Genomic DNA, 25,853 nt, shown 5'->3' on the forward strand with positions numbered 1-25,853 from the left:
ACCTTAGCTGCACAAAAATACAATATAACAGAGATTGCAATTGCAGGCGGTGTTTCCGCTAATTCGGGTTTGCGAAAGAAAATAGTTGAGCTAGGAGATTTATACAAAAGGAGTACCTATATTCCGGATAAAGCATATTGTACAGACAATGCCGGTATGATAGCAGTTGCCGCCTACTATAAATTTTTAAAGCAACAGTTTTCTTCTCAAGCTATTGCGCCTGCCGCCAGATATTCTTTATAGAATAATACCTCTAATGAATTATAATTTTTGTTACTGAACGTGTTTCATTATTCACCACAAGTTTGCCTATATATAAGCCTTTCGATAAATCAGAAGAATTAAGTTCTACCATTCCTTTTGAGTCGTTTAAATAATATTGTTTAATCTTTTTTCCTGTCAAATCAATTATTTCAATACGGTATTGATTGTTGTGAGATACAATTGTTTGATAAGCCAGATAGCTAGAACTTGCTCCAAATACTTGTTTTAATTCGTTTGTGGGGCTAGTATTAGTAGTTATACTGTTGGATGTGTTTTCTTTTATTTCGAAATTATCTATACCTCCTTCTACTAAATGAAATGGGCTTTTATCCCAAATGCTAATTTTAAAATTCATGGTACTGGTAAGTGCAATGTGATTTTTTACCGGAAAAGAAAATAAATCCCACGTAGAATTATTTGGACTTGTATAATCAAAATAAGCAACTGTATCCGCAGTAATACCATTAGATACTACTAGTTCAAGACTATCGTTTGGTGATCCGGCTCCTCCATCGTTAAAAAACCATTTGTAAAATGATATTTCCGGATTGGAATACGATGTTAGGTCGAATGAAGGCGAGGTTAAGATAGTAACACCATTATCAACATCATCAAAACTAGGCGCTCCTCCGCCATTCCCAGTAATGTAAGCAAAATCTAGGCAGTCGTTACTCGATGCATCTGTTGCCGGATTTGCAGTTGTTGTGTTAAAAATGGTTCCGACAGGTTTTGCTCGTACCCATGTACCCGAAGTTGCTGTGCCGGATATTGTCCATCCTAAATCAACCGAAAAATCATCTGAATATCCAGGAGAAAGGCTAAAAGAGAGTGGAGTAGGGGTTAAAGAAATAATTGCGCCATTACATTCGGCTATGTATCCCCATTTTCCTACCACCAAGGTATAGGTCCCAATTTTTACTCCTGAAAAAGTTGCAGTTCCACTTGCATTGGAATTTGCAGTGTAGGTGTAAATAGTGTTTATAAGAGATGCAGAAGCACTGCTCAAAGGGTTTCCTGTGTTGTCATAAACAGTAACAGAAAAATTTGTTGTTGGTATTGGAGTGAGCGTTACATGCAAAACACTTACTATTCCATTTGATAAATTAACATTAGGAATTGTTTTGGAATAATAACCAACTTTAGAAACTAATACAGAAAATGAACCACTTTGTGGAGTCCCGGTAGCATACGTTCCGTTTAGCAAAGAGTTGTCGGATGCGCTTGTAGATAAAATATCAACTTTAGCATTAAAAATAGGGGCACCGTTCGATGAGTCAACTACTGTACCCTCTAGGTAGGATGCCCTTACATACGTGGGAGTTAACACGAAAAGCCCTTCATTTATATTGGTAACTAGAATGTTCCCAGAAGGTAAATAAGGATAAACTCCCCAAGCACCCTCAAACCCACTTCCTGAGCCGGAATAGGTGTCATAATTCCCTACCTGTACTAAATTTGTTGGCCTGTGGGCATCTACAATTGTAAAGCCATCTTTGTACCATGATGATACAGCATAATCATTATGAATATGAACATTGTGTACCACTGATCCAGACCCTGGATTCGACTGAATTCTATCAAGCTCTGTGATATTCGTTAGATTTGAAATATCGTAAGCCGCTAAATAGGAACCATTAACCTCATCTGTGGTATATATTACTTTTCTGTTGTCGCTTATCCAAGTGTTGTGTGTAAAATTTCCAGGAGTAGAAACACTTTGCAGTACTTGCGGACTTACTTTATTTGCAAAATTTATAACAGTAAACTTTCCTTGGTAAATTTCTCCGGCATATAGGGTGTCGTTATCCACATAGCCATCGTGTACATAATGGCTGTTGTATTTCCCTGCATATGTTGGATTCCATGGATTTGTTAAATCTGCAACAATTACACCTCCATTGGCTAAATTTGAATTACTGCCATATAAATAAGCAAATCCTTTGGTGGTATCAATGTGCAGTGCATGAATAGTTTTTAATAAGCCGGCAATTGCTCCATCTCCTTTCCAAAATTTAGACGGAAGTGTTGTGTCGGGCAAACCATTTAGATTAATAATTTGTAATCCGCTATCAGCCTCATTTGTAACATATGCAAATCCTTTATACGTTTTTACTTCACGCCACAAATTTGTAGGTCCGGATACCTGCTTTTTTAGTATAGGGTTTGTGGGAACAGTTACATCAACAATTGCTAGACCTTTTGAGGCACATACCAACGCGTATTCATTATTTAAGCTGTCAGCAAATCCGCCAATGTTGGCACACGTTTGCCCCGGAAAAGTTAGTTGAGATTTGAATTGAACATTTGTGTTTTGTGAAAATACAATTGTAGTACATATTGTAAGTGCTGAAAGAAGTTTTTTAATCATAATATGCTATAAAGTATGTTTTGAATAGTTGATTGGGAGGGTTATTAATATATAATTTACTAAAATTTTAGGATGTATCAAAAAAATTATACTTTTGTAGCGGAGAAATGGCAGAGTGGTCGATTGCGGCAGTCTTGAAAACTGTTGAACCGCAAGGTTCCGGGGGTTCGAATCCCTCTTTCTCCGCTAACAAAGGGATTTTTTCATGTACATGAAAAAATCCCTTTGTTGTTTATACTTCTTTTTTTGTTAAAACCTCTACTTCTAGTTGCACTGTTTAACCCGTTTTTACCTATATTTATAGGAATGTTGAAACAGGTTTTAAAGAATGTTTTTGCGATTTTTTTTGTGCTAAATTCCATTTTTTTATTTGCAACCAAAATGGATTCTGGCGTCAATTTTGTTTGTTATTTTGATACTGCGAACGCTACATCTTTATTCAATGTACCCAAGTTAGACGCATTGCCAGAAGAGTCTTTAGCGGATAGATTACAGCAGTATTTAAGGATTTTACATCCTCAAAGTAGCCTTAATTTGATGAGTAATGTCCGTAGCTTAACTTCAACACACTTATCGTATAATCAAACCATAAATGGAATCGAGATTTATAGAGCTCAAGTAAAAGTAAATATTTCAAGTTCTAATAAGATTACGTCATTATTTGATAATTCAATTAAAGAAATTCGTATTGCTCCAAACAAATTTCCGGTAAATTATACTTTTCCCGCTTCTTATCGAACTAATGGGGCTTCCAAACAAGTTTATTTTTATTCAGCAGAACGTATTTTAGAACCTTGTATGTTAATACACTGCAAAGGCTCTGGCGATGAAAATTGGGAGTTAATTATTGATTCCAATAATAAAATTTTATACCAACGAGATTTGAATGTATATTACAAACCATTGGCAGATTCTGTTGTTAAGGCAATGGTATATATGCCGGATCCGCTAACTTCCGGAAATGTTGTGTATGGAGGCTCTTATAAGGACAATAACGATGCCGATTCTCCACAACTTACCAATCAGCGAACGCAGGTTGATATAAAAGTTGATTATTCCGGAGGTTTGTTTTCGCTCGAAAATAATTATGTATCTATTCAAGATTTTAGTTCTCCGTTTTATGCTCCGGCCACTAGTTTTGGAATTCCAGATTTTGATTTTACACGCTCGCAAAGTGAATTCGAAGATGTAAATGTATATTACCATATTAACACATACCAAAACTATTTACAGCAATTGGGATTTTTTAATTTGGTTAATTATCCTATTGCAGTTGATCCACACGGGACTTTTAATGATAATTCTTTTTTTACACCTTCATCCGGCCCTCCTAGTCTAACCTTTGGAGTTGGCGGTGTAGATGATGCCGAAGATGCAGATGTAATTGTACATGAGTATGGTCATGCTGTTTCGTATAGTGCTGCACCCAATACTAATTTCGGTAATCAACGAATGGCACTGGATGAGGCAATAGGAGATTACATTGCTGCTTCTTATTCTAGAAGCATTAATGAATATAAATGGGAAGATGTATATACTTGGGATGGTCACAACGAATTTTGGAGTGGAAGAAAAACTACTTCCGAAAAACAGTATCCTAATGACTTAGATTATAATATTTATCATGATGCAGAAATTTGGTCGTCTACAATCATGCAAATTTGGGAGGATATTGGCAGGGAAACTACCGATAGAATATTGTTTGAATCGTTGTATAATTATTCTAGCGGAATGACTATGAAAGATGCTGCTATTCTTTTTGCTCAAGCAGATTCTCTTTTAAATGGAGGAGCTAATGCAGCCAGTATCTGTAAACGAATGTATGAACGAGGATTATTTGACATTTGTTATGTAGCACCTAACGATGGTAACTTTATTCATGTGCTAAATAGTATTGGTTTTTCTGACGGTACAGGACTACAAGTTTTGTTTGCAGATATAACCGATGCAAAAATTTCATTGTACAATACACTTGGAAAAAATCTTTATTCACATAATTTACAAGCCGTTGGTTCGTTTTCATTAGATGGGCGGAATTTTGCAAAAGGTATTTATTTGTTGGATATCGAAACGACATCGCAACGAAAAGTTTTTAAATTGATTAATCAGTAGGATAAGTAACATGTGTGTATATAAAAAAATAGTTGTACTAGTATTTTTATTTTTTATGCACTTGTCGGTACAGGCCAGTTACATTCTTATTCCGATGGATCAAGTGCAAAAAAATCATTTAAAAGCATACGGAATTGCATATTGGGCATTGACAAAAGAAACAGAAGTACAATGGCTGCTTAACTACCGCGGTGGAAGTTTTATGTTTAAAGACAACAAAGTTTTTCAGAGCGAGTGCATTATACGTGGTGTTTCGTTTGAAGTAATTGCCGATGCTCAATCTACTGCAATTCTTCAAGAAATATCTAATCCGGAAGTGAACATGGATGCAGTTAAACTGGAAAAGCCTCCCAAAGTGGCGGTGTATTCGCCCAAAACGAAACAGCCTTGGGATGATGCGGTAACACTGGCCCTTACATATTCCGAAATACCTTACGATGTAGTTTATGATGAAGAAATTATAGGAGATAAACTTTTATTGTACGATTGGTTGCATTTGCACCACGAAGATTTTACTGGTCAATATGGCAAATTTTATGGTGCATACAGAAATGCAGCTTGGTACCAAGAAGAAGTTCGGTATTTAGAAGCAAGTGCAAAGGCGTTAGGTTTTTCAAAAGTATCTCAGTTAAAATTGGGTGTGGCAAAAAAAATTAGAGATTTTACGGTAGGAGGGGGATTTTTGTTTGCCATGTGTTCTGCACCTGATTCGTATGATATCGCCTTAGCAGCTGAGGGTACAGATATTTGCGAATCTATGTTTGATGGAGATGGTTCAGATCCTTCCATGAATAAAAAATTAGATTTTACAAAAACATTTGCTTTTACAGATTTCTCTGTCATCCCAAATCCATACGATTATTCTAAATCAACCATTGATACACGAGTAATGCGATCGCAAAAAGGAGTAAATAAAACCAACGATTATTTTTCTTTATTTTCTTTCTCAGCTAAGTGGGACCCGGTTCCTACGATGCTTTGTCAAAATCACGAAACATTGATAAAAGCATTTTGGGGTCAAACGGTAGGCTTTGATAAAAAAACAATTAAATCGAATGTGTTGATTTTAGGGGAAAATAAAGCTGCCGGTGAAGCTCGCTATATACATGGCGAATTTGGCAAAGGCACGTACACGTTTTACAGTGGGCACGATCCCGAAGATTACGAGCATAGGGTGGAAGATCCTCCAACAGATTTGGCATTGCATCCTAATTCAGCCGGCTACAGGCTTATTTTAAATAATATATTATTTCCTGCTGCTAAAAAGAAAAAACAAAAAACGTAGTTTTTTTGTTGATTGGTTTGGGTTGAAAATAATTTTTAATCCAAAAATGCAGTCAACGGACTACTAGCATGTGCCGTAGTACTCCTGCTTCCAAGTCTAGCCTCAAATGCCATTCTTCCGGCTTCTACAGCTAATTTAAATGCAATACCCATTTCAACAGGATTGTTCGAAACGGCAATAGCCGTGTTTACTAGCACAGCATCGGCTCCCATTTCCATAGCTTGTGCTGCATGAGATGGAGCTCCAATACCCGCATCTACAATTACAGGTACATTGCTTTGCTCAATAATAATCTCTAAAAATTTTTTAGTTTCTAATCCTAAGTTGCTTCCTATAGGAGAGCCTAATGGCATTACCGCTGCAACACCAATATCTTCTAGCTTTTTACACAGCACCGGGTCGGCATGAATATATGGAAGAACTACAAACCCAAGCTTAACAAGCTCTTTGGCCGCATTAAACGTTTCAATTGGGTCGGGTAATAAATATTTAGGATCTGGATGTATTTCTAATTTTAGCCAGTTGGTTTGCAGGGCTTCTCTGGCAAGCTCTGCAGCCAGTATAGCTTCTTTTGCATTTCGTGCACCTGATGTATTCGGCAATAAATTAAATTGTGGATGATTTAGGTGTTTTAAAATATCATCGTCTGTATTTGTAACATCAACACGTTTTAAAGCTACCGTTACCAATTCAGAGCCAGAGGCTAAAAGACTTTCACTCATTAATTCGTTAGAACTAAATTTCCCTGTGCCCGTGAAGAGGCGTGAAGAGAATGTTTTATTGGCTATTATTAATTTATCCATGTTGGTTATAATTGTTGTAGGTGTATTGCAAATTTCGGTAAATATTATCTAAAAAGGGGGCGTTTTAGTAAAATATGGACATATTCGTTAAAAAATGTTAAGCTTTTGTTAATGCAAAGTAATTGAGCTTAATTTTGTCCGTTAAAAAACACATATACAACTAAAGTTTAATTACATTTGCTCTTTATTAAAAATACTTAACATGAACACAATCAGAATACTAACAGGTTTAAGCTTATTTGTTTCTACTTTATTTTCAATAGCTCAAAACAACGATCCTGTTTTGATGACCGTAGGAGATTCTAAAATTACTGTTTCGGAATTTTCTTCTATTTATCACAAAAACAGCGCCAAGGACGAGAAAGCTAGCTCACAAGAAGCTATTGAAAAGTACCTTGATTTGTTTGTAAACTTTAAGCTGAAGGTAAAAGAAGCCGAAGATTTAAAGATGGATACTGTAGTGGCTTTTAAAGAAGAGCTAAAAGGATATAGAAAACAATTGGCTCAACCTTATTTAACTGATAAAGATGTAAATGATAAAGTATTGAAAGAGGCTTATGAAAGATTGCAATCGGATGTTCGTGCTAGTCATATTCTTTTAAAGGTAGCTGATAATGCGCTTCCTAAAGATACATTGGCTGTTTACACAAAAATTATGAAGCTTAGAGAGCGAATCATAAAAGGTGAGGATTTTAATAAAGTAGCGAAAGAAGTTTCTGAAGATCCTTCTGCAAAAGATAATGGAGGCGATTTAGGATATTTTACAGCAATGCAAATGGTTTACCCTTTTGAAAGCGCTGCATATAATACAAAGGTTGGCGAAGTTTCCATGCCGGTTAAAACAAGATTTGGATATCATTTAATTAAAGTAGTTGATAAACGTAAAGCACAAGGCGAAATGTTGGCAGCTCACATAATGGTTAAAACCGGTGATAAAATGACCAAAGAAGATTCGCTGAAAGCAAAAACTAAAATAGACGAATTGTATGCAAAAATAAAAGCCGGAGAAGATTTTGCACAGTTGGCTCAAACATATTCCGATGATAAACCATCTGCCCAAAAAGGTGGAGAGTTGCCTTGGTTTGGTACAAACCGTATGCCACTTGAATTTGAACAGGCTGCATTCGCCTTAAAAAATAATAATGATGTGGCTGCTCCTATGCAAACAAAATATGGATGGCATATTATTAAGCGATTAGATAAAAAGGATTTAGGCACTTTTGAGAGTATGAAAAATGAGTTAAAGGGAAAGGTTTCAAAAGATTCACGCTCACAAATTGGTCGTACATCTCTTATTGCAAAAATTAAAAAAGACTACGGATTTAAAGACAACGTTAAGTTGAAAGAAGAGTTTTACAAAGTTGTAGATACCTCTTTTTTTGATGGTAAATGGACAGCAGATAAAGCTGCTAAACTAAATAAACCTATGTTTAGCTTTATGGATAAGCAATTCACGCAAACCGATTTTGCTAAGTTTTTGGAGTCGCGTCAAACAAAACGAGCTAAAATGGATATTAAACTTTTGGTTGATCAATCGTATGCTCAGTTTGTTGACGAGTCGGCTATTGCTTTTGAAGATGGAAGGTTGGAACAAAAATATCCGGAGTTTAAATCCTTAATGCAAGAGTACAGAGAAGGAATTTTATTGTTCGAGCTTACAGATAAAAAAGTTTGGTCGAAAGCTGTAAAAGATACTACTGGACTGAAAGAGTTTTATGAAAAGAATAAAGTGAACTATATGTGGGATGAAAGAGCAGATGCTTCTATTTACACATGTGCGGATGAGAAAGTGGCGAAAGCAGTTAGAAAACTACTTTCTAAAAATAAATCGCAGGCAGATATTACGGCAGAGATAAATAAAACATCTCAGTTAAACCTTCAGGTTGAGAATAAAATTTACACAAAAGGAGAAAATAAAATGATTGACGAAAATTGGACTCCTGGAATTTCTGCAGATAAAAAGATAGATGGAAATAAAATTTCGTTTGTGGTAGTAAATAAATTATTGAAGCCAGAGCCAAAGGCATTTAACGAAGCTAAAGGCATTATTACCGCAGATTACCAAAATTATTTAGAAAAAGAATGGATTGCTTCATTAAAGCAAAAGTATAAAGTAGATATCAATAAAGCCGTTTTATCTACCGTTAAATAAATTCATAAATCAACTCTAATGCATCAACAAGTTTTTAAAAGCCAACACGTAAAAGGCTTTCTAAACTTGTTGATGCTTTTTTTTGTTCTAGCCGCAGCTTCTTGTTCTTTAGAGAACTCTAGGAAATCGACTAATTCAGGCAAGGTTGTAGCAAAAGCGTACGATGATTTTTTGTACGAGTCGGAGGTTCTTCCTTTAGTTACGAGTGCTTCATCACGAAAAGATACAGTTGATTTTATAAACTCGTACGCTGATAGATGGGTAAAACAACAAATTTTACTCAGAAAAGCCGAACAAAATTTATCCGAAGAAGATAAAGATGTTTCTGCTCAATTAGAGGATTATAGGCAGTCGTTGGTTATTTACAAATATGAGAATCAATTGGTACATCAGAAATTGGATACCGTAATTTCTGCCGGTGAGATAGAGGAATACTACAATCAAAACTCACAAAACTTCGAACTTAAAAACAATATTATAAAAGTTGTGTATGTTAAGGTAAGTAAGAAGGCCCCTGATTTAACGAAACTTAAAAATTGGTATAAGTCGGATGTAGAAAAAGATATAAAGCAGCTAGAAGATTATTGTAGAAAGTATGCCGATAATTACTACTTGGATGACAACACGTGGCTTTTGTTTGCCGATATTTTAAAGGAAGTTCCCATTGAAACGTATAATCAAGAATTGTTCTTAAAAAATAACCGGTTTGTAGAGGTGCAAGACTCATTAAATTTGTATCTTTTAAATATTAAAGGATTTAAAATTAAAAACAGCATTTCTCCGTTGGCTTTCGAAAAAGAAAATATTAAGAATATTATAATAAACAGACGCAAGATAGAGTTAATAGAGAAAATGAAAGAAGACTTATACAAGTCTATTAATGTTAGTAAAGAAATTGAAGTAACTAAATATGAATAAAAAGTATAATGTTTTCTTGGCGCTGCTTTTTTTGCAGGTGTCTTTTTTAGTTGCTCAAAAACCAATTGTTGCCGATAAAGTAATAGCGGTTGTTGGCAATAAAATCATTACAAAATTTCAACTCGAAACGGAGTACCAGCAATATTTATCACAAAACGAGATTGTGGCAGGAGAAAATGCTAAATGCCAGATTTTGGAAGATTTGCTTTACAAAAAACTATTGGTTGTACAAGCAGAAAAAGATAGCGTTGAGGTTTCTGATGCGCAGGTAGATCAAGAATTAGATCGTAGAATGAGGTATTTTGTAGCTCAGTTTGGCTCCGAAGAAAAATTTATTAGCTTTTATGGCAAAACGATAGAGCAGTTTAAAGAAGAGTTGAGAGATAATGTGTATGATTTATTGTTGGCTAAGCAAGTACAAGAAGATATCACAAGAGGTGTTACGATAACTCCGTCTGATATTAAAACCTATTACGAAAAAATACCGGTAGATAGTTTGCCATTTATCAATGCCGAAGTAGAGATTGGTGAAATTGTTATAAAACCCAAAGTGTCTTCCGAGGCTAAGAAAATTGCCAGAGAAAAAATTGAAGAGCTTCGTCAGCGAGTATTGAAGGGCGAAAAATTTACCTCTTTAGCAATTTTATATTCCGAAGATCCCGGCTCTGCAAAGAATGGCGGAGAATACAAGGATATTCCTCGCGGACAGTTTGTGCCGGAATTTGATGCAATTGCGTTTAGAATTAAAGAGGGCGAAACATCCGAAGTGTTTGAAACAGCTTACGGCTATCATTTTATGCAGTTACTAAAAAGAAAAGGAGAATTTGTTGATTTGCGACATATCTTAATTACACCCGTAATAAGCAGCAGTGATATGATAAAAGCTAAGCATTTAGCCGATAGCGTGTATCAATTGCTTAAGTCGGATTCTGTTAGGTTTGAAGAGTTGGCAGGACGCTATTCCGATGAAGAGGAAAGCAAATCAAATAGCGGAATTATTCTTAATCCACAAACTGGTTCGCCTAAATTTGAAGTTGATCAATTGGGTGTTATAGACAACACCTTGTTTTTTGCTATAGATAAGCTAGAGCCCGGAAAAGCATCGGAGCCTACCTTAAGTGCAACAAGAGACGGTAAGCAAGCATATCGAATTTTGTATTTAAAAAGTCGTACCAATCCACATAAAGCAAATTTAAAAGAAGATTACCAGCGTATTCAAGGAGCTGCAAAAGCAGAAAAAGAAACTAAGATGGTAAACGATTGGATTAGAAAAAAGGTGCAAGGTGTGTTTGTAAGAATTGATGGAGATTACAAGGATTGCAAGTTTCAGCACGAATGGAAATCCCAGGTTTCGGTGTTTTCTAAATAAGAGAGGGTTTACAGCTAAATAAAATTTTGTTTACTACATAAGATATTTTAAAAATGAAATACCAGTCAGATGTTGAAGCCGCAGACGCTTTAGTTGTAAAATATAAAGAGTTACGATTAGAAATAGCCAAAGTAATTATTGGGCAAGATGATGTTGTAAAAGATGTTATCATTTCTATTTTTAGCAAAGGTCATTGTTTATTGGTAGGTGTTCCGGGCTTAGCAAAAACGTTATTGGTAAATACAGTAGCGCAAGTATTAGGCTTGAATTATAACCGAATTCAGTTTACTCCAGATTTAATGCCATCCGATATTATTGGTAGCGAAATTTTAGATGAAAATCGTCAACTTAAATTTATCAAAGGTCCGTTGTTTGCTAACATCATTTTGGCCGATGAGATAAATCGTACTCCGCCTAAAACACAATCGGCACTGTTGGAGGCCATGCAAGAAAGAACCGTTACCACAGGCGGAAATAAATACGAGTTAGGAAATCCATTTTTTGTGTTGGCAACTCAAAATCCTATTGAGCAAGAAGGTACGTATCCATTGCCGGAAGCACAATTGGACAGGTTTATGTTTAACGTTTGGTTGGATTACCCAACGTATAAAGATGAATTGCAAGTAGTAAAAAATACAACATCCGAATACAGTGTTCAATTGAAACAAATTTTATCAGCTGAGGAAATTATTTATTTCCAAAATTTGGTTAAGCGAGTTCCTGTGCCGGATAATGTGTTAGAATTTGCAGTAAAGCTTTCAACCTCAACACGACCTAATACGCCTAATGCAAAAGAAATTGTAAATAATTATTTGGCTTGGGGCGCTGGTCCTAGAGCATCGCAATATTTAGTATTAGGAGCTAAATGCCATGCACTGCTTACCGGTAAATATTCTCCGGATATTGAAGATGTAAAAGCCGTAGCTGTTCCCATTCTGCGTCACAGAATTGTGCGTAACTACAAAGCAGAAGCTGATGGTGTTTCTACTGATACCATTATAAAGGAGTTGATGAAATAGCTTCTAATCATTGATTAGTAGCTATATTTTTGGTATATTTAATCAACAACCTAGGTATGACACTAAGAAATATATACGAAGTAAAAAACAATCAATTAATAATAAACTTGCCTGATAGTTTTAGGAACAAGAAAAAATTATTAGTAACTGTAGACGATTCTGTAGATACAAAAACTCAAAAATTAGAATTACTGAAGAAAGCCGTAAATGATTCATTGTTTTTAGACGATATAAAATCAGTAAATGACGATTTTCAATCTATAGAAGATTGTGAGTGATGAAAAAATGGACTATTTATCAAGCGAACCTAGATCCTGTTATTGGTTCAGAGCAAGGAAAATCAAGACCTGTATTAATTATAAGCGAAGAAGAAATAAATAAACTTCTCAATATTGTTAATATAATTCCTATTACATCTAAAAAGGTTGGACGTCAAATATATCCCAATGAATCCTTTATTCCTTCCGACAAATTTGGTCTTCCAAATAATTCTATTGCATTATGCCATCAAATAAGAACAATTGATAAGAGGAGATTGAGCAAATTATATGGCGAAATTAACGACCCGCAATTACAAGATGAAATTATTGAAGCTCTATGTTTTCAATTAGGAATTAACCGAAACTAAATTTAATTATTTACAACTACTATGCAATTACAAAATTACGCATTAGGCAAGTGGACAACTAGTGCCGACAAAGGACAAACTTTATACAATGCGATAACCGGAGATGCTATAGCAACTGCATCAAGCAAGGGTCTTGATTTTGCTGCGATGCTAGATTATTCCAGAAAAGTTGGTGGAACAAAACTTCGCAAAATGACTTTTCAAGAGCGAGGTAGAATGTTGAAGGCGCTCGCGTTGCATTTGCTTGAAAAGAAAGATGCATTCTATAAATTATCTTGGGCAACAGGTGCTACAAAAATTGATAGTTGGGTGGATATTGAAGGAGGAATTGGAAATTTGTTTTCGTATGCTTCGTTGCGCAGACAGTTTCCAGATGAGCCTTATTTTGTGGATGGAGAGATAGCTCGACTTTCAAAAGGAAATACGTTTATCGGAAATCATATTTGTGTTCCTAAGCAAGGTACTGCAATACATATTAACGCATTTAACTTTCCTGTTTGGGGAATGCTAGAAAAGGTGGCTGTTAATTGGCTTGCGGGAGTTCCTGCAATTGTAAAGCCTGCAACCATTACTTCTTTTTTAACAGAAGCAGTTGCCAAAGAAATTATAGCAAGTGGTATATTGCCGGAAGGTGCATTGCAATTGATTTGTGGCAGTGCCAATGGAATTTTAGATCATGTTATCAATCAAGATGTGGTTACTTTTACGGGCTCGGCATCAACAGGAAAAATGCTGAAGGCGCATCCAAGGTTATTGGAAGAGGCAGTACCATTCAATATGGAAGCGGATTCTTTAAACTGCTGTATTCTTGGAATGGATGTAACTCCTGATAAACCGGAGTTTGATATTTTTATTAAAGAAGTTGTAAGAGAAATAACAACAAAAGCCGGCCAAAAGTGTACTGCAGTGCGCAGAATTATGGTTCCTGAAAATAAAGTAGAGGATGTGCGTAATGCAATTAGCAAACGTTTGGCTCAAACCATCATTGGCGACCCGAATGTGGAAGGAGTTAGGATGGGTTCTCTTGCGGGAGAAACACAACGTAAGGAAGTTTTAGAGAAAGTGGAATTGTTATCTAAAACACAAAAACTAATTATTGGTGATTTTGAAAATTATGAAGTAAAAGGTGCTGATAAAAACAAAGGAGCATTTATGCCTCCAATCATTTTCTTGAATGAAAATCCTTTTAAAAACACCGATTGCCACAATATAGAAGCATTTGGACCGGTAAGTACACTAATGCCTTACAAGAATACAGAAGAAGCTATTGAACTAGCTAAAATGGGCAAAGGCTCGTTGGTAAGCTCTATTGTAACGGCTGATGATAAAATTGCAAGAGAATACGTATTAGGTGCAGCATGTATGCATGGTAGAATATTGGTGTTGAATAATGATTGTGTAAAAGAAAGTACAGGGCACGGCTCTCCAATGCCAATGCTAGTGCATGGTGGGCCGGGTAGGGCAGGAGGAGGAGAGGAAATGGGGGGGAAGCGTGGTATTATGCACTACATGCAGCGAACCGCTATACAAGGTTCTCCTACAACATTAACGGCTGTTACCAACCAATACCAGTATGGTGGAAAATATATTCTAAAAGATGTACATCCTTTCCGCCAATACTTTGAAGATTTAGAAGTAGGCGAAACGCTTATTACTGCTACGCATACAGTAACCGAAGATGATGTAGTAAACTTTGCCAATTTAAGTGGTGATAAATTTTATGCGCATTTAGATCCTAATTCCTTAGATGGAACCATCTTTAAACGCACTGTTGCTCATGGCTATTTTATTTTATCGCGAGCAGCCGGTTTGTTTGTGGACCCTCCAAAAGGACCGGTATTATTGAATTACGGAATAGACGAATGCCGTTTTACAAAACCTATTTACCCGGGCATGACTATTGGTGTGCGCTTTACCTGTAAAGAAAAAGTAGAACAAGAGAAAAAGAATGAAGAAGATATTGCCAAAGGTATTGTAAAATGGGTGGTTGATGTGTACGATGCTAGCCCGCAGGAAGTGCGAGATAAATATGGCTTGGAAGGCGCCACTGGCGATACGGTTGCTATTGCTACTATTTTGACGATGGTGAAGAAGAGGATGGATTAGTTTGAGTTAGGGAATTCGTATTATCACCCACTGGAGTTCGTATCGTTAGGTATTAATTTTTATTAACATGAAATTTTTATTTCTTTTATTTCATATCCCATTATATTTTTTTTCGCAATCTAAAGGATATACAGGTGGTAGAATAATAATCAACCCTAAAGACAATTTTAAATATGAAATAATAGGTAAAGATACTATGTTAGTTGTTGATAAGCTTCCTGAGTTTAAAGGTGGGCAAGTTGGATTGATAAACTTTCTTAAAAGTAATGTTATATATCCGGAAGGCGCAATTAGAGATTCAATTAGCGGTATTGTAATACTCCGCTTCACAATTACAGCGAAAGGTGAGGTTTCGAAAATTAGCGTTTTGAAAAGTGTTAGAGATGATTTAGATTCAAGTGCGATTGAAACTGTTGCGAAAATGCCAAAATGGAATCCTGGTTATCAGGGCGATATTGCTGTGCCAGTAGTTTATAATCTTCCAATTAATTTTATTCGTAATCCTAAGTAGCCCCTTTCATCCTAATTTGCAACGAGGATGTTTGTATAGTGCGTTTATAAAGCAAAAAGCTTAAGTAGGCTCAAAGCTTGTAAAAAGAATACAATTCTCGTTTACATTTAGTAAATTTGTATATTAAATATAGAAGCTAGAATGACAACAGTACTTGTTAATATACCCGAAAAAGACAAACAATTTTTTTTATCTGTTTTGCAAAAATTTAAATTTAAATCTACCGTTCTAACAGATAGTCAAAAAGAGGAGATTGCAATGGCTCGATGGATTGAGGATGGATTAAACAGTAAAGATGTTTCTATTGAAAAATTAAACAAATACTTCCGAAAGAATGGAGTTGATTGTTAAGGGAAGTTTCTATAGAGATATCACCAATTAAACTAATAAAAATTTATTACAACAGGTTTACCAAGTTCTTGAGAATATCAGAGAGGCTAAATCTATATCTCAAATTTCCAATTTGATAAAATTAAAAGAGTACAAAATCTTCTATCGTATTCAGATTGAAAAAGATTATAGGATGGGTATAGTCATTAAAAAGAATACCGTTTATGTAATTCGTTTTGGGCATAGAAGTACTATTTATAAATATTTTCCATGATTATATAAGTCCCCTCCTCACCCCACCTCATCCTCGTTTGCAACGAGGATGTTTGTATAGTGTGTTTGTAACGCAAAAAGCTCAAGTAGGCTCAAAACTTTTAAAAAGAATACAACTCTAGTCTCAGTTTAGTTAATTTGGATTTCGGTCTTTTTACGAAATCATTTTATGCTTCAGGTTTGTATCCAATAAGTAAAAGCAAAAAGGCTTGTAAGTATCTACTTACAAGCCTTTTTGCTTTTGCAAATTTTATTTATTTTTTCTTTTTGTCCTTTGATTCTCCGGTTATCGTAAACTCTTTTTTAATTTTTCCTTTTTTAGACCAAACAACTTTTGCTTCCAACGCGCCTCCTGTTATAGTCCCTTCCCACTTTAACTCTTCGCCTTTTTCATTTGTTCCAAGCGCTTCAAAATCATAAATTTTAATCTCCTCTTCATTTTCATCTGTTCCGGTTGAGTCGGTAAGTACTTTATAGTCAATCGGGTCGAATTTTGTTTTTTCGTAAATAAAATCAGAATCTACAATTCCGTTTTTAAATCTAACTTTGTCTTCAACCGGCTTTGGTGCTTTGCCCTCTTTAATTTCAGAAGTTTGAGCAACAAAATTTTTTCCGTCTAAAGCAGGCTTCCCTTTTTTCTTTTGACCAAATACAGTTGTGATAACCAAAAAAGATAATGCGAATAAAAAGTGTTTTTTCATTGTAGGCGTGTATTGATTATTTAATAATTTAAGTACCTAATTAATGTACAAATTTTTTATGAAATGCTACTATTCTTTAGTAAGAAATACGAATAATTGCTACATTCCAATTTTTATTGGAAAATAAGTTTAAAATTAGCAATGACTATGAATTCGAGCATTCCATTGGCAGAAAGGTTGAGGCCGCTTTCTCTTAACGATTATGTTGGTCAAGAGCATTTGGTGGGCAATGGTAGTGTTTTGCGAAATGCATTAGAAAATAAAATAATTCCATCTATTCTCCTGTGGGGACCACCGGGTGTAGGAAAAACGACCTTAGCTTTTTTAATTGCAAAAGAACTAAAAAGACCATTTTATTCGCTAAGCGCTATTAACAGTGGGGTTAAAGATGTTAGAGATGTTATAGAAAAGGCCGGTAAAGAAAATTTTTTTGGGTCGAATAACCCAATTCTTTTTATTGATGAAATTCATCGATTTAGCAAGTCTCAGCAAGATGCGTTGCTAGGGGCAGTTGAAAAAGGTACGATAACACTAATTGGTGCTACCACAGAGAATCCCTCCTTTGAGGTAATATCTGCGCTTCTTTCTAGATGTCAAGTATATGTGTTAAAATCTCTTGAAAAAGAGAAGCTTGTATCTCTTTTACAGTCGGCATTGGTGAAGGACGAATACTTGAAATCAAAATCAATAGTCATTGAAGAGTATGAAACGTTGTTGCAGCTTAGTGGTGGCGATGCTCGAAAACTATTGAATACATTGGAGTTGGTGGTAAATTCAATAACAGAAAAAGAAATTGTAGTTACCAATGACAAGGTAATGCAAGTAGTGCAGCAGAATTTGGCGCGTTATGACAAAGCAGGAGAAATGCATTATGATATCATTTCAGCTTTTATAAAGTCAATTAGAGGCAGCGATCCCAATGGTGCAGTGTATTGGCTTGCTAGGATGGTAGAAGGGGGCGAGGATCCTAAATTTATAGCACGCAGACTTATTATTTTGGCATCGGAGGATATTGGGAATGCGAATCCCACTGCATTGGTTATGGCTACAAATTGCTTTCAAGCGGTAACTGTAATTGGCTGGCCTGAATCTCGAATTATACTATCTCAAACCGCTATTTATTTGGCTTGTTCTGCCAAAAGTAATAGCTCTTACGATGCAATTAATAAAGCCCAACAATTGGTTAGAAATACCGGTACACTAAGCGTTCCGCTGCATTTAAGGAATGCTCCAACTAAGTTAATGAAAGAGTTGAATTACGGTGCAGATTATAAATATGCTCACACCTTCAACAACAATTTTATCGAACAGCAATATTTACCTGATGAAATACAAAACGAAATACTTTACAATCCGTTAAATAATGCTAAGGAAGCGGAGTTTAGACAATTCTTAAAAACAAGGTGGAAGAATAAATATTAATTTCGTTCGAGGCGTAATGAATATTTGAAGTAAGCATATACTGATCCAACTATAATTCCGGCAACACCCTGCTCTGCACATTGCCAAGAAAAATCAAACAAAATGTTTCTTAGGTTTAGTTGTGTGCTAAAAGATACACCTACAACCATGGTAATTAAAAAAATTATAATGCCTAAAGCTATACCACATACAAATCCTCGTGTTATAATACCTTCAATATAATCGGTAGCGATTTTTGACATAAAAAGTAAATTCAACACAAATGCAATAATTATATACACGAGCAATGCAGAAAGGAAAAAAATATTTTTAGGATAAGTAATATGAGAAATGTCGTTTAATAAAACTCCATGCCACACATAAAACAACCCAAACATTGTAATACAAGATAGTATCCACGAAATAGGGAAACGTAATTTTAATATTTTATCCTTTTTGCTTAGCGGGGTAGAAGCTTCAAGCATTTTAGAAATTTTATCTGCAAATATACCTTATTTTAATTTGATAAAGGGGTAATATTTCCAATTTATACGTATTCTAACTATCGATGCAGCCCCAAGATGTGTAAGTTGGAAGATTAATGGAACTAATGAGTGCTCACGCTTCAAAAAATTAAAGTAAAATCTAATTATTTTATTTCGTAAAAAAAGTTAATTTTGGAGCTTAAATTAAGAAACAATGTCAGAAATTAAAGACGAACCAATATTAGATGTTCAAGAAACCTACAGTAAAGTAGAAAAGTATATAATAGACAACCAAAAAAGTTTGTCGATTATTATAGGTGCAGTAGTTGCATTGGTTGGTGGTTATATTGGCTATAAATATTGGTATGTAGCCGGTCAAGAAGAGGAAGCAAGAAAGGAAATGTATAAAGCCGAAGCTTATTTTGAAATGGATTCTTTAGACTTGGCCATAAACGGAAATGGTACTGATAAAGGTTTTCTTCAAATTGCGGATGAGTATGGTGTAGCTCCATCGGGAAATTTAGCTCATTATTATTTAGGTATTAGCTACCTTAAAAAGGGTGAATTTGAAAATGCAATTGAGCATTTAACAGAATTTAGTGCTGACGATCAAATTATAGCGCCAATGGCAATTGGTGCTACTGGTGATGCGCATATGGAGTTGGGTAAAACAGACGAAGCAATTGCGTACTATTTAAAAGCTGCAGAAAAGAGCAAAAATAATTTTACATCTCCAATGTTTTTGAAAAAAGCCGCTATTGCATACGAAGAAAAGGGTAGTTATGCAGATGCTGTAAAGATTTATGAGCGTATAAAAGCTGATTTCACTGATTCGAATGAAGGCAAGGAGATGGATAAATACATTGCTCGTGCTCAAGCTGCTATTAACTAGTAGTACATAAGAAAATTGGCGACCTCTCTTAAAAAGCAATCAAATGTTTTAGTTAAATTGCCTGGCAATGCCAAGTATAAAATTGGTATTGTTGTTGCCGATTGGAACAATGATATAACTGATTCCCTTTTACAATCGTGTTTAAATACTTTACAAGCAAGTGGAGTAAAGTTTAAAAATTGTATTGTAAAACGAGTGCCCGGTGCTGTTGAAATTACAAGTTGTGCAGCTTGGTTTGGAAAACAAAATAAGGTTGATGCCGTTATTGTTTTTGGCTGTGTAATAAAAGGCGATACTCCTCACTTTGATTATGTTTGCGACTCCGTAACATACGGTATTACTAAGTTGTGTATTCAATATCCTATCCCTTTTTTATTTGGAGTTTTAACAACCAACAATCACCAACAAGCAAAAGATAGAGCCGGAGGTAAGTTGGGTAATAAAGGTGAAGAGTGTGCTTTGGCTGCACTCCAAATGTTAGCTGTCAAGAAATCTTTTAGTAAGTAATTAATTCCTATTTGTTTATTAATGAGAGCAGATTACTTACCACTTCTCTTTTGTTTAAAGCGTTTGATACCAGCGAAGAAATCGCAATTCCGTGAATACCAGTTTTCATCAATACCTCTATGTCATCTGCAGTTATACCGCCAATAGCCAGTATTGGAATGGTTATATTATTTTCTTTGCATTTGGTTAGAATAGCCGAATAGCCCTCTAAACCAAGAATAGGGCTTAAATTTTTCTTGGTTTCTGTAAATCGAAAAGGACCTAATCCAATATAATCAACACCATTAGTTACGTGCTCAACAATATCTTCAAATGTATTTGCAGTACCACCTATAATTATATTGTTTCCTACTAACTTTCTTGCTTCTGCTACGGAAGTGTCTGTTTTTCCTAGATGCAAGCCATCGGCATCAATCTCCTTTGCAATAGAAACATAATCGTTAATGATTAATCTTGCATTGAATTGTTTGCATATTTCTTTCAACTCAGTTGCAATTGAAAGAATCTCTGAATACGATTTTTCTTTTACCCGTAATTGTATCCAATCTACACCTGCTAAGCATGCTTCCTGAGCCATTTGTGCATGACTTTTATTGGAACTCTCTTGTGTAATATAATGAAGTCTAGATATCATATTTTATGATATCCTAACAAAGTTTTGCTTGTATTTAGGTAATGCGTAATATACCCTTTTCCCATTAGGCAGGAGCGTTGCAAATTATACCCTTTACCCAATAAAGCTGTAGTAGCAGCCGAAAGAACGCAACCCGAGCCATGTTTAGGATATTCACTTATTTGCTTGGCTTTAAATGGATAATACTTCCCATCAGTAGTATATAAATAATCTTTTCCTTTATTATCCTCGTTATGTCCGCCTTTTAAGAAAACATTGCAATAGCGAGAAAGTTCTTTAGCCCCAACTTCCGCATTATCATTGCCTGTAAGTTGTTTTAGTTCATTCCAGTTGGGGGTAATTAAATAAACTTGTTTTAAAATGTTTTCCAAAATACCCCCTCTGTCTGAAGGTACAGACATCTCCCCCTTATTAAGGGGGAGAGTTAAAGAGGGGGTGAAAAACTCGAATCCTGCGCTAGCTTTAATAATTGGATCCCAAATAATTTTAATGGTAGGATTGAGCGATTTAAGAATTGCAATAATAGAGCTTAACATTTCTAACCCACTTACAATTCCAATTTTTGCATACTCAATTGGGTAAGACGAAAATAGGATTTTGATTTGTTTCTCAATAGTAGTTAAATCAACCCATTCAACAGATTCAAATGTGTTTTCGTTTTGAATCGTATTCCCTGTTATTACAGCCAAGCCATACGTTTTATGAGCTTCAAATGTTTTAATATCGGCTAAAACACCTGCTCCTCCCGAAGGGTCAAATCCTGCTATTGATAATAGGTATGGGCGTTTAGTGGGCATATTCTACCTCCCCCTTGCCCCCTCCAGAGGGGGATAAATAGATTCTTCTCCTTTTAGCCACATTAATTTGAGTGCTACGAACATTGTATTTGAGTTCGGTTAGTAAAGTTTTGTATTCTTTGTCAGTTTTTATTTTTGTAGACATAGCTTCAAAAGCTTAAATAGTTGAAATGTAGCCATTATGTTTTTTGCAACAATTCTATTCTATTTCCAAATGGATCAATAAATGAAAATCGAATTTGTCCGGGAACCTGAATTTCTTCTTTGATTTGTACGTTGTGTCTTTCCAAATGCTCCCTAGCACTTGCTATATCCGTAATTTCAAAAGCAGGATGACGTTTTGATTTATTTATTTCATTCTCTGTTCCAATATGCAATTGTATGCCAGCTATTTCGAACCACAAACCTCCGTTTTTAATCAATGCCTGTGGTTTAGGTATCTCTTTTAATCCGATAATGTTGGAGTAAAAAGCTCTTGCGTCATTTTCTCTTCCAATTGGAATACATATTTGAATATGATCTATGCGTTTAAAAACAATCATTTTTTTATTAACTAATATTCAAATTAACACATCCTCAAATCAACATTAACTATAAATCTCCGCACCTTTTTCAGTAAACTCTTTTGACTTTTCTTCCATTCCTTTTTCGAGAGCTGCTTTTTCTTCTACACCTAATTTATCAGCATAATCGCGTACATCTTGAGTTATTTTCATAGAGCAAAAATGAGGTCCACACATGGAGCAGAAATGAGCTATTTTGGCGCCTTCGGCCGGCAATGTTTCATCATGAAATTCACGTGCAGTATCCGGGTCTAATGATAAATTAAACTGATCGTTCCAACGGAATTCAAAACGCGCTTTGCTTAATGCGTTATCCCTGTATTGCGCTCCGGGGTGGCCTTTTGCTAAATCAGCTGCGTGCGCTGCCAATTTGTACGTTATAACACCATCTTTTACATCCTTCTTGTTTGGCAAGCCTAAATGCTCTTTTGGTGTAACGTAGCAAAGCATGGCAGTGCCATACCAACCAATCATAGCAGCACCAATAGCTGATGTGATATGATCGTAGCCAGGTGCGATATCTGTTGTCAAAGGACCCAATGTGTAGAAGGGAGCTTCCCCACATTCTGCCAATTGTTTGTCCATGTTTTCTTTAATCAAATGCATTGGCACATGTCCGGGACCTTCTATCATAGTTTGTACATCATGCTTCCAAGCTATTTTGGTTAATTCACCAAGAGTAGTCAACTCACCAAACTGAGCAGCATCGTTTGCATCCGCAATACTTCCGGGTCGCAAACCATCTCCCAAAGAGAAAGCAACATCATACGCTTTCATGATTTCACAAATTTCTTCAAAATGGGTGTACAAGAAATTTTCCTTATGATGTGCTAAACACCATTTAGCCATTATAGAACCACCTCTTGAAACAATACCAGTTACACGCTTTGCTGTTAAAGGAATATAGCGCAACAAAACTCCTGCATGAATAGTGAAATAATCAACACCTTGTTCTGCTTGCTCAATAAGCGTATCGCGGAAAATCTCCCAAGTTAAATCCTCTGCCATTCCATTTACTTTTTCCAGTGCTTGATAGATAGGCACTGTACCAATTGGAACAGGTGAATTACGTAAAATCCACTCGCGAGTTTCATGTATGTTTTTACCTGTAGATAAATCCATGATAGTATCAGCGCCCCAGCGACAAGCCCAAACAGCTTTTTCCACTTCTTCTTCAATGCTTGATGTTACAGCAGAATTACCAATATTCGCATTAATTTTTACTAGAAAATTTCTGCCAATAATCATTGGTTCTGCCTCAGGATGGTTTATATTACTTGGTATGATTGCTCTTCCTGCTGCAATTTCATCACGAACAAATTCCGGGGTAATGAATTTCTTTGGAGTATTGGCTCCAAAGCTTTCGCCCGCATGTTGATGTCCCAAATCGTTAATCTCCTGAATACGCTGATTCTCACGAATAGCAATGTATTCCATCTCAGGAGTAATTATTCCTTTTTTTGCATAATGCATTTGCGACACATTCATTCCTTTTTTTGCTCTTAAAGGGGTTTGTATGTATTGAAAACGCAATGCATCTAACTCTTTATTTTCCAATCTTTCCTTACCATAAGCTGAACTAATAGCCGACAACTTTTCCACATCATTTCTGTCTAATATCCATTTTTCGCGCAATCTGGCTAATCCTTTTTTTACATCAATTTTTACAGAAGGGTCGGTATAAGGTCCGCTTGTATCGTAAACAGTAACACTTGGATTTTTCGTTATTTTATTACTTCCATTAAACTTATGAATTGTATCACTTACTTCAATCTCGCGCATAGCGACTTCTATGGGATGAATTTTCCCTTTTACAAAAACCTTCTTTGAACCAGGGAATGGAGTAGTAGAGATTATAGTATCTACAGGAGTTTTATCTTTTTTCATAGTTTATTTTAATTCGTAATTTTTAATTCTCAATTTCAAATTTCTTCTATCCACCTTGTGTGGCAGTAATAACAAGTATCTTATCGTTGTTGTTCAATAGAGTGGTATCCCATTTAAGTTTAGGAATTACCTTACTATTTAAAGCAATTGCAATACCATTTTTGGCGAGTAAATTTTTCTCAGAAAGTAAATTACTCAATGGCTTATTTTCAGTGGTTTCAATTATTTCACCATTAAAAGTGATTTGCATTTTTCAATTTTAATTTTTTTAATAAAATGCTTTAGGTGAATGGAAAGGAAAGATTGTATTCCTAACTTTTTCCTACAACAGTACAAACTGTATCAGGTTCAAAGGGTTTAATCTCAGCCTTTTCGGCACCCCTAAAGTTTATGCTAATATACAAACAAATTTGTACTTACACCTTGTTTATTTATCCAGCCGTTTATCAATACTATAGTACCTCTTATGTATTTTTGGTATCAACTGAAGTTTTATTAGTGATATTTGAAGTAATGATTAGAAATCTACTTTCCATACTGATATTTTTTATTTCGTTTGCCTTAGTTGCGTCTAAAAAAGACAGCCTAGGGCTATCTATTTCTGCCGGTTTGAATTTTTCTACCATTAACACCGATAAAGATTTTGTTTCGAAACCACGTATAGGAAACAATATAAGGTTGGGCGTTTATCTAAAGCGAAATATTTTACTTTCTGCTGAATACACTCATTTTGCGAAACATGACATTTCTATTTTCGAAAAAAAAGTACAATCTCAATCGCTAGAGATTAACGCAAATTTTAGGTCTAATTTGGTGGGCTATTCTACCGCTTTTTATTTTATAACAGGAGTTGCCATGCAAAACAGAATTTTTAATAAGGTTACTTATGATGCTTTTAATTATGGTTTGTTAGAGTCAAGCAATGTGGTGCAGAGGGATAATTGGTATGGGATAAATTTAGGTTTTGGCTTGTCGCAAAAAATAAAATTTATTGATGTATTTGCTGATTTAAAATATCGTATAAGCAAGCGTATTTCATCTGTTCCGGTCAATATTATTGATATTGGCTATCAAATTGGATTACGATACAATTTTATGCTTGGTAAGCCTACTCGAAAAGTAAGAATGAAACTTCCAGGAGATAAATACCATTGGTTTTAACTTGTAATATTTAAAACTTTATTTAAGGCCTAAAGAGGTATATGGCCTTCACTCTATTTTGATTTTAATTAACAATAAAATAAATGGAAGAAGTAAGTATAAATTAAAGTAAATTTGAGTTAATTAATTTCGCAATGAATAATCCGTTTTCTACATTCCTACATATTACATTATTTTTGTTTGTGTTGTTGAGCTGCAACAACAATAAAGGTCGAAAAAATGTGTCCGAAAGTACCTTAAAAGAGCCACTTATTGATGCCAACAAAAAAATGGTAAAGCAAGAGTCGGACGAAATTGACCAATATGTTAAATTACAAGGATGGAAAATGCGCACCAGTGGCTCAGGGTTGCGTTATATGATTTACGACACTACCAACAAACCGTTTGCCCAAAATGGCCAAATGGCAAAGGTTAAGTATAAAATATCCTTGTTAGATGGCACTGTATGCTATTCGTCCGAAAAAAATGGTTTTAAAGAGTTTTTAATTGGTCAGGATCATGTTGAAAGTGGGTTACATGAAGGTATTAGATATATGAAGGAGGGCGAAAAGGCTTTGTTTGTTATGCCGTCTCATCTGGCGCATGGTTTGTCTGGCGATAACGATAAGGTGCCACCCCGATCAAGTTTAGTATTTGATATTGAGTTAATATCTCTTAGGTAATTTCTAGCTATTTATTCTTATTTTT

At 35.2% G+C, this 25,853-nt stretch carries 26 protein-coding genes, 1 tRNA gene and 1 riboswitch; of the genes, 18 read left to right on the top strand and 9 right to left on the bottom strand.

Annotated elements, in window-relative coordinates; translation table 11 throughout:
* The coding region (locus tag J0M08_07695; protein ID MBN8702932.1) for a tRNA (adenosine(37)-N6)-threonylcarbamoyltransferase complex transferase subunit TsaD at nucleotides 1-243 on the top strand (243 nt) is incomplete at its 5' end.
* A gap of 10 nt (nucleotides 244-253) precedes the next feature.
* Here the strand turns inward: J0M08_07695 and J0M08_07700 are convergent.
* Complete coding sequence (locus tag J0M08_07700; protein ID MBN8702933.1) at nucleotides 254-2,632, bottom strand: choice-of-anchor B family protein; 2,379 nt, start codon at nucleotides 2,630-2,632, stop codon at nucleotides 254-256.
* A gap of 101 nt (nucleotides 2,633-2,733) precedes the next feature.
* On the opposite strand from J0M08_07700, the gene J0M08_07705 reads away from it, so the two are divergent.
* From J0M08_07705 to J0M08_07715, 3 genes are all read left to right on the top strand, one after another.
* Nucleotides 2,734-2,818: transfer RNA gene (locus J0M08_07705), tRNA-Ser, on the top strand.
* 195 nt (nucleotides 2,819-3,013) lie between these two features.
* On the top strand, nucleotides 3,014-4,744 hold the full coding sequence (locus J0M08_07710) for a T9SS type A sorting domain-containing protein (protein ID MBN8702934.1): 1,731 nt from the start codon (nucleotides 3,014-3,016) through the stop codon (nucleotides 4,742-4,744).
* A 55-nt stretch (nucleotides 4,745-4,799) separates the two neighbouring features.
* On the top strand, nucleotides 4,800-6,029 hold the full coding sequence (locus J0M08_07715) for an asparagine synthetase B (GenBank protein MBN8702935.1): 1,230 nt from the start codon (nucleotides 4,800-4,802) through the stop codon (nucleotides 6,027-6,029).
* A gap of 35 nt (nucleotides 6,030-6,064) precedes the next feature.
* Here the strand turns inward: J0M08_07715 and J0M08_07720 are convergent, their stop codons facing one another.
* Entirely contained in the window at nucleotides 6,065-6,832 is a 768-nt protein-coding gene (locus J0M08_07720; protein ID MBN8702936.1) for a thiazole synthase, read from the bottom strand.
* Nucleotides 6,833-7,034: 202 nt separating this feature from the next.
* Between J0M08_07720 and J0M08_07725 the strand changes: the two genes are divergently transcribed.
* The 9 genes from J0M08_07725 (at nucleotide 7,035) to J0M08_07765 (ending at nucleotide 15,886) form a co-directional block, all read left to right on the top strand.
* On the top strand, nucleotides 7,035-8,984 hold the full coding sequence (locus tag J0M08_07725; GenBank protein MBN8702937.1) for a peptidylprolyl isomerase: 1,950 nt from the start codon (nucleotides 7,035-7,037) through the stop codon (nucleotides 8,982-8,984).
* An 18-nt stretch (nucleotides 8,985-9,002) separates the two neighbouring features.
* On the top strand, nucleotides 9,003-9,902 hold the full coding sequence (locus J0M08_07730; GenBank protein ID MBN8702938.1) for a hypothetical protein: 900 nt from the start codon (nucleotides 9,003-9,005) through the stop codon (nucleotides 9,900-9,902).
* The gene (locus tag J0M08_07735; protein ID MBN8702939.1) at nucleotides 9,895-11,271 is read left to right on the top strand and encodes a peptidylprolyl isomerase; all 1,377 of its coding nucleotides are present in this window, start codon (nucleotides 9,895-9,897) and stop codon (nucleotides 11,269-11,271) included. The genes J0M08_07730 and J0M08_07735 overlap by 8 nt, the downstream gene beginning before the upstream one ends.
* Nucleotides 11,272-11,324: 53 nt before the next feature.
* A complete protein-coding gene (locus J0M08_07740) occupies nucleotides 11,325-12,290 on the top strand; it encodes an AAA family ATPase (GenBank protein MBN8702940.1) in 966 nt (321 codons plus the stop codon).
* 56 nt (nucleotides 12,291-12,346) lie between these two features.
* Nucleotides 12,347-12,568 carry a hypothetical protein gene (locus J0M08_07745; protein MBN8702941.1) on the top strand — a complete coding sequence of 74 codons (222 nt, stop codon included), beginning with the start codon at nucleotides 12,347-12,349 and terminating at the stop codon, nucleotides 12,566-12,568.
* Nucleotides 12,568-12,918: a type II toxin-antitoxin system PemK/MazF family toxin gene (locus J0M08_07750; protein ID MBN8702942.1), complete on the top strand. Its 351-nt coding sequence runs from the start codon at nucleotides 12,568-12,570 to the stop codon at nucleotides 12,916-12,918. Before J0M08_07745 ends, J0M08_07750 begins: the two co-directional genes overlap by 1 nt.
* 21 nt (nucleotides 12,919-12,939) lie before the next feature.
* A complete protein-coding gene (gene paaZ / locus J0M08_07755; protein ID MBN8702943.1) occupies nucleotides 12,940-15,024 on the top strand; it encodes a phenylacetic acid degradation bifunctional protein PaaZ in 2,085 nt (694 codons plus the stop codon).
* Between the two features lie 67 nt (nucleotides 15,025-15,091).
* Entirely contained in the window at nucleotides 15,092-15,535 is a 444-nt protein-coding gene (locus tag J0M08_07760) for an energy transducer TonB (GenBank protein ID MBN8702944.1), read from the top strand.
* 141 nt (nucleotides 15,536-15,676) lie between these two features.
* Entirely contained in the window at nucleotides 15,677-15,886 is a 210-nt protein-coding gene (locus J0M08_07765) for a hypothetical protein (protein MBN8702945.1), read from the top strand.
* Nucleotides 15,887-16,392: 506 nt separating this feature from the next.
* Here the strand turns inward: J0M08_07765 and J0M08_07770 are convergent.
* Nucleotides 16,393-16,839: a hypothetical protein gene (locus tag J0M08_07770; protein ID MBN8702946.1), complete on the bottom strand. Its 447-nt coding sequence runs from the start codon at nucleotides 16,837-16,839 to the stop codon at nucleotides 16,393-16,395.
* A gap of 147 nt (nucleotides 16,840-16,986) precedes the next feature.
* Between J0M08_07770 and J0M08_07775 the strand changes: the two genes are divergently transcribed.
* Nucleotides 16,987-18,261, top strand: coding sequence for a replication-associated recombination protein A (locus J0M08_07775; GenBank protein ID MBN8702947.1), 1,275 nt, complete (start codon nucleotides 16,987-16,989; stop codon nucleotides 18,259-18,261).
* Here J0M08_07775 and J0M08_07780 read toward each other — a convergent pair.
* Complete coding sequence (locus J0M08_07780; GenBank protein MBN8702948.1) at nucleotides 18,258-18,725, bottom strand: hypothetical protein; 468 nt, start codon at nucleotides 18,723-18,725, stop codon at nucleotides 18,258-18,260. The two genes, J0M08_07775 and J0M08_07780, sit on opposite strands and share 4 nt — an antisense overlap.
* A 214-nt stretch (nucleotides 18,726-18,939) precedes the next feature.
* On the opposite strand from J0M08_07780, the gene J0M08_07785 reads away from it, so the two are divergent.
* Complete coding sequence (locus J0M08_07785; GenBank protein ID MBN8702949.1) at nucleotides 18,940-19,617, top strand: tetratricopeptide repeat protein; 678 nt, start codon at nucleotides 18,940-18,942, stop codon at nucleotides 19,615-19,617.
* 15 nt (nucleotides 19,618-19,632) lie between these two features.
* Complete coding sequence (locus J0M08_07790) at nucleotides 19,633-20,124, top strand: 6,7-dimethyl-8-ribityllumazine synthase (protein ID MBN8702950.1); 492 nt, start codon at nucleotides 19,633-19,635, stop codon at nucleotides 20,122-20,124.
* A gap of 7 nt (nucleotides 20,125-20,131) precedes the next feature.
* Here the strand turns inward: J0M08_07790 and J0M08_07795 are convergent, their stop codons facing one another.
* From J0M08_07795 to thiS, 5 genes are all read right to left on the bottom strand, one after another.
* On the bottom strand, nucleotides 20,132-20,758 hold the full coding sequence (locus J0M08_07795) for a thiamine phosphate synthase (GenBank protein ID MBN8702951.1): 627 nt from the start codon (nucleotides 20,756-20,758) through the stop codon (nucleotides 20,132-20,134).
* Nucleotides 20,755-21,555, bottom strand: a complete 801-nt coding sequence (locus J0M08_07800; protein ID MBN8702952.1) for a hydroxymethylpyrimidine/phosphomethylpyrimidine kinase — start codon at nucleotides 21,553-21,555, stop codon at nucleotides 20,755-20,757. Before J0M08_07800 ends, J0M08_07795 begins: the two co-directional genes overlap by 4 nt.
* Before the next feature lie 179 nt (nucleotides 21,556-21,734).
* The gene (locus tag J0M08_07805; GenBank protein MBN8702953.1) at nucleotides 21,735-22,097 is read right to left on the bottom strand and encodes a VOC family protein; all 363 of its coding nucleotides are present in this window, start codon (nucleotides 22,095-22,097) and stop codon (nucleotides 21,735-21,737) included.
* Between the two features lie 45 nt (nucleotides 22,098-22,142).
* On the bottom strand, nucleotides 22,143-24,005 hold the full coding sequence (gene thiC, locus J0M08_07810; protein MBN8702954.1) for a phosphomethylpyrimidine synthase ThiC: 1,863 nt from the start codon (nucleotides 24,003-24,005) through the stop codon (nucleotides 22,143-22,145).
* A 46-nt stretch (nucleotides 24,006-24,051) separates the two neighbouring features.
* The gene (gene thiS / locus J0M08_07815) at nucleotides 24,052-24,255 is read right to left on the bottom strand and encodes a sulfur carrier protein ThiS (protein MBN8702955.1); all 204 of its coding nucleotides are present in this window, start codon (nucleotides 24,253-24,255) and stop codon (nucleotides 24,052-24,054) included.
* 52 nt (nucleotides 24,256-24,307) lie between these two features.
* Nucleotides 24,308-24,398: riboswitch (TPP riboswitch) on the bottom strand.
* Between thiS and J0M08_07820 the strand changes: the two genes are divergently transcribed.
* Both J0M08_07820 and J0M08_07825 read left to right on the top strand, forming a co-directional pair.
* On the top strand, nucleotides 24,396-25,166 hold the full coding sequence (locus tag J0M08_07820) for a hypothetical protein (GenBank protein MBN8702956.1): 771 nt from the start codon (nucleotides 24,396-24,398) through the stop codon (nucleotides 25,164-25,166). Its footprint overlaps the riboswitch before it by 3 nt.
* 134 nt (nucleotides 25,167-25,300) lie before the next feature.
* Nucleotides 25,301-25,828 (top strand): FKBP-type peptidyl-prolyl cis-trans isomerase, encoded by a 528-nt coding sequence (locus J0M08_07825; protein ID MBN8702957.1) that lies wholly within the window; start codon nucleotides 25,301-25,303, stop codon nucleotides 25,826-25,828.
* Nucleotides 25,829-25,853 lie beyond the last annotated feature (25 nt).

It is taken from the genome of Bacteroidota bacterium (assembly GCA_017303975.1).
In the GTDB taxonomy this organism is placed as follows: domain Bacteria; phylum Bacteroidota; class Bacteroidia; order JAFLBG01; family JAFLBG01; genus JAFLBG01.

Excerpts from the sequence above, each read along its gene's own strand:
- J0M08_07700 (MBN8702933.1), bottom strand. The coding sequence starts at position 2,632 with ATGATTAAAAAACTTCTTTCAGCACTTACAATATGTACTACAATTGTA.
- J0M08_07710 (MBN8702934.1), top strand. The coding sequence starts at position 3,014 with ATGGATTCTGGCGTCAATTTTGTTTGTTATTTTGATACTGCGAACGCT.
- J0M08_07715 (MBN8702935.1), top strand. The coding sequence starts at position 4,800 with ATGCACTTGTCGGTACAGGCCAGTTACATTCTTATTCCGATGGATCAA.
- J0M08_07720 (MBN8702936.1), bottom strand. The coding sequence starts at position 6,832 with ATGGATAAATTAATAATAGCCAATAAAACATTCTCTTCACGCCTCTTC.
- J0M08_07725 (MBN8702937.1), top strand. The coding sequence starts at position 7,035 with ATGAACACAATCAGAATACTAACAGGTTTAAGCTTATTTGTTTCTACT.
- J0M08_07730 (MBN8702938.1), top strand. The coding sequence starts at position 9,003 with ATGCATCAACAAGTTTTTAAAAGCCAACACGTAAAAGGCTTTCTAAAC.
- J0M08_07735 (MBN8702939.1), top strand. The coding sequence starts at position 9,895 with ATGAATAAAAAGTATAATGTTTTCTTGGCGCTGCTTTTTTTGCAGGTG.
- J0M08_07740 (MBN8702940.1), top strand. The coding sequence starts at position 11,325 with ATGAAATACCAGTCAGATGTTGAAGCCGCAGACGCTTTAGTTGTAAAA.
- J0M08_07745 (MBN8702941.1), top strand. The coding sequence starts at position 12,347 with ATGACACTAAGAAATATATACGAAGTAAAAAACAATCAATTAATAATA.
- J0M08_07750 (MBN8702942.1), top strand. The coding sequence starts at position 12,568 with ATGAAAAAATGGACTATTTATCAAGCGAACCTAGATCCTGTTATTGGT.
- paaZ (MBN8702943.1), top strand. The coding sequence starts at position 12,940 with ATGCAATTACAAAATTACGCATTAGGCAAGTGGACAACTAGTGCCGAC.
- J0M08_07760 (MBN8702944.1), top strand. The coding sequence starts at position 15,092 with ATGAAATTTTTATTTCTTTTATTTCATATCCCATTATATTTTTTTTCG.
- J0M08_07765 (MBN8702945.1), top strand. The coding sequence starts at position 15,677 with ATGACAACAGTACTTGTTAATATACCCGAAAAAGACAAACAATTTTTT.
- J0M08_07770 (MBN8702946.1), bottom strand. The coding sequence starts at position 16,839 with ATGAAAAAACACTTTTTATTCGCATTATCTTTTTTGGTTATCACAACT.
- J0M08_07775 (MBN8702947.1), top strand. The coding sequence starts at position 16,987 with ATGAATTCGAGCATTCCATTGGCAGAAAGGTTGAGGCCGCTTTCTCTT.
- J0M08_07780 (MBN8702948.1), bottom strand. The coding sequence starts at position 18,725 with ATGCTTGAAGCTTCTACCCCGCTAAGCAAAAAGGATAAAATATTAAAA.
- J0M08_07785 (MBN8702949.1), top strand. The coding sequence starts at position 18,940 with ATGTCAGAAATTAAAGACGAACCAATATTAGATGTTCAAGAAACCTAC.
- J0M08_07795 (MBN8702951.1), bottom strand. The coding sequence starts at position 20,758 with ATGATATCTAGACTTCATTATATTACACAAGAGAGTTCCAATAAAAGT.
- J0M08_07800 (MBN8702952.1), bottom strand. The coding sequence starts at position 21,555 with ATGCCCACTAAACGCCCATACCTATTATCAATAGCAGGATTTGACCCT.
- J0M08_07805 (MBN8702953.1), bottom strand. The coding sequence starts at position 22,097 with ATGATTGTTTTTAAACGCATAGATCATATTCAAATATGTATTCCAATT.
- thiC (MBN8702954.1), bottom strand. The coding sequence starts at position 24,005 with ATGAAAAAAGATAAAACTCCTGTAGATACTATAATCTCTACTACTCCA.
- thiS (MBN8702955.1), bottom strand. The coding sequence starts at position 24,255 with ATGCAAATCACTTTTAATGGTGAAATAATTGAAACCACTGAAAATAAG.
- J0M08_07820 (MBN8702956.1), top strand. The coding sequence starts at position 24,396 with ATGCTAATATACAAACAAATTTGTACTTACACCTTGTTTATTTATCCA.
- J0M08_07825 (MBN8702957.1), top strand. The coding sequence starts at position 25,301 with ATGAATAATCCGTTTTCTACATTCCTACATATTACATTATTTTTGTTT.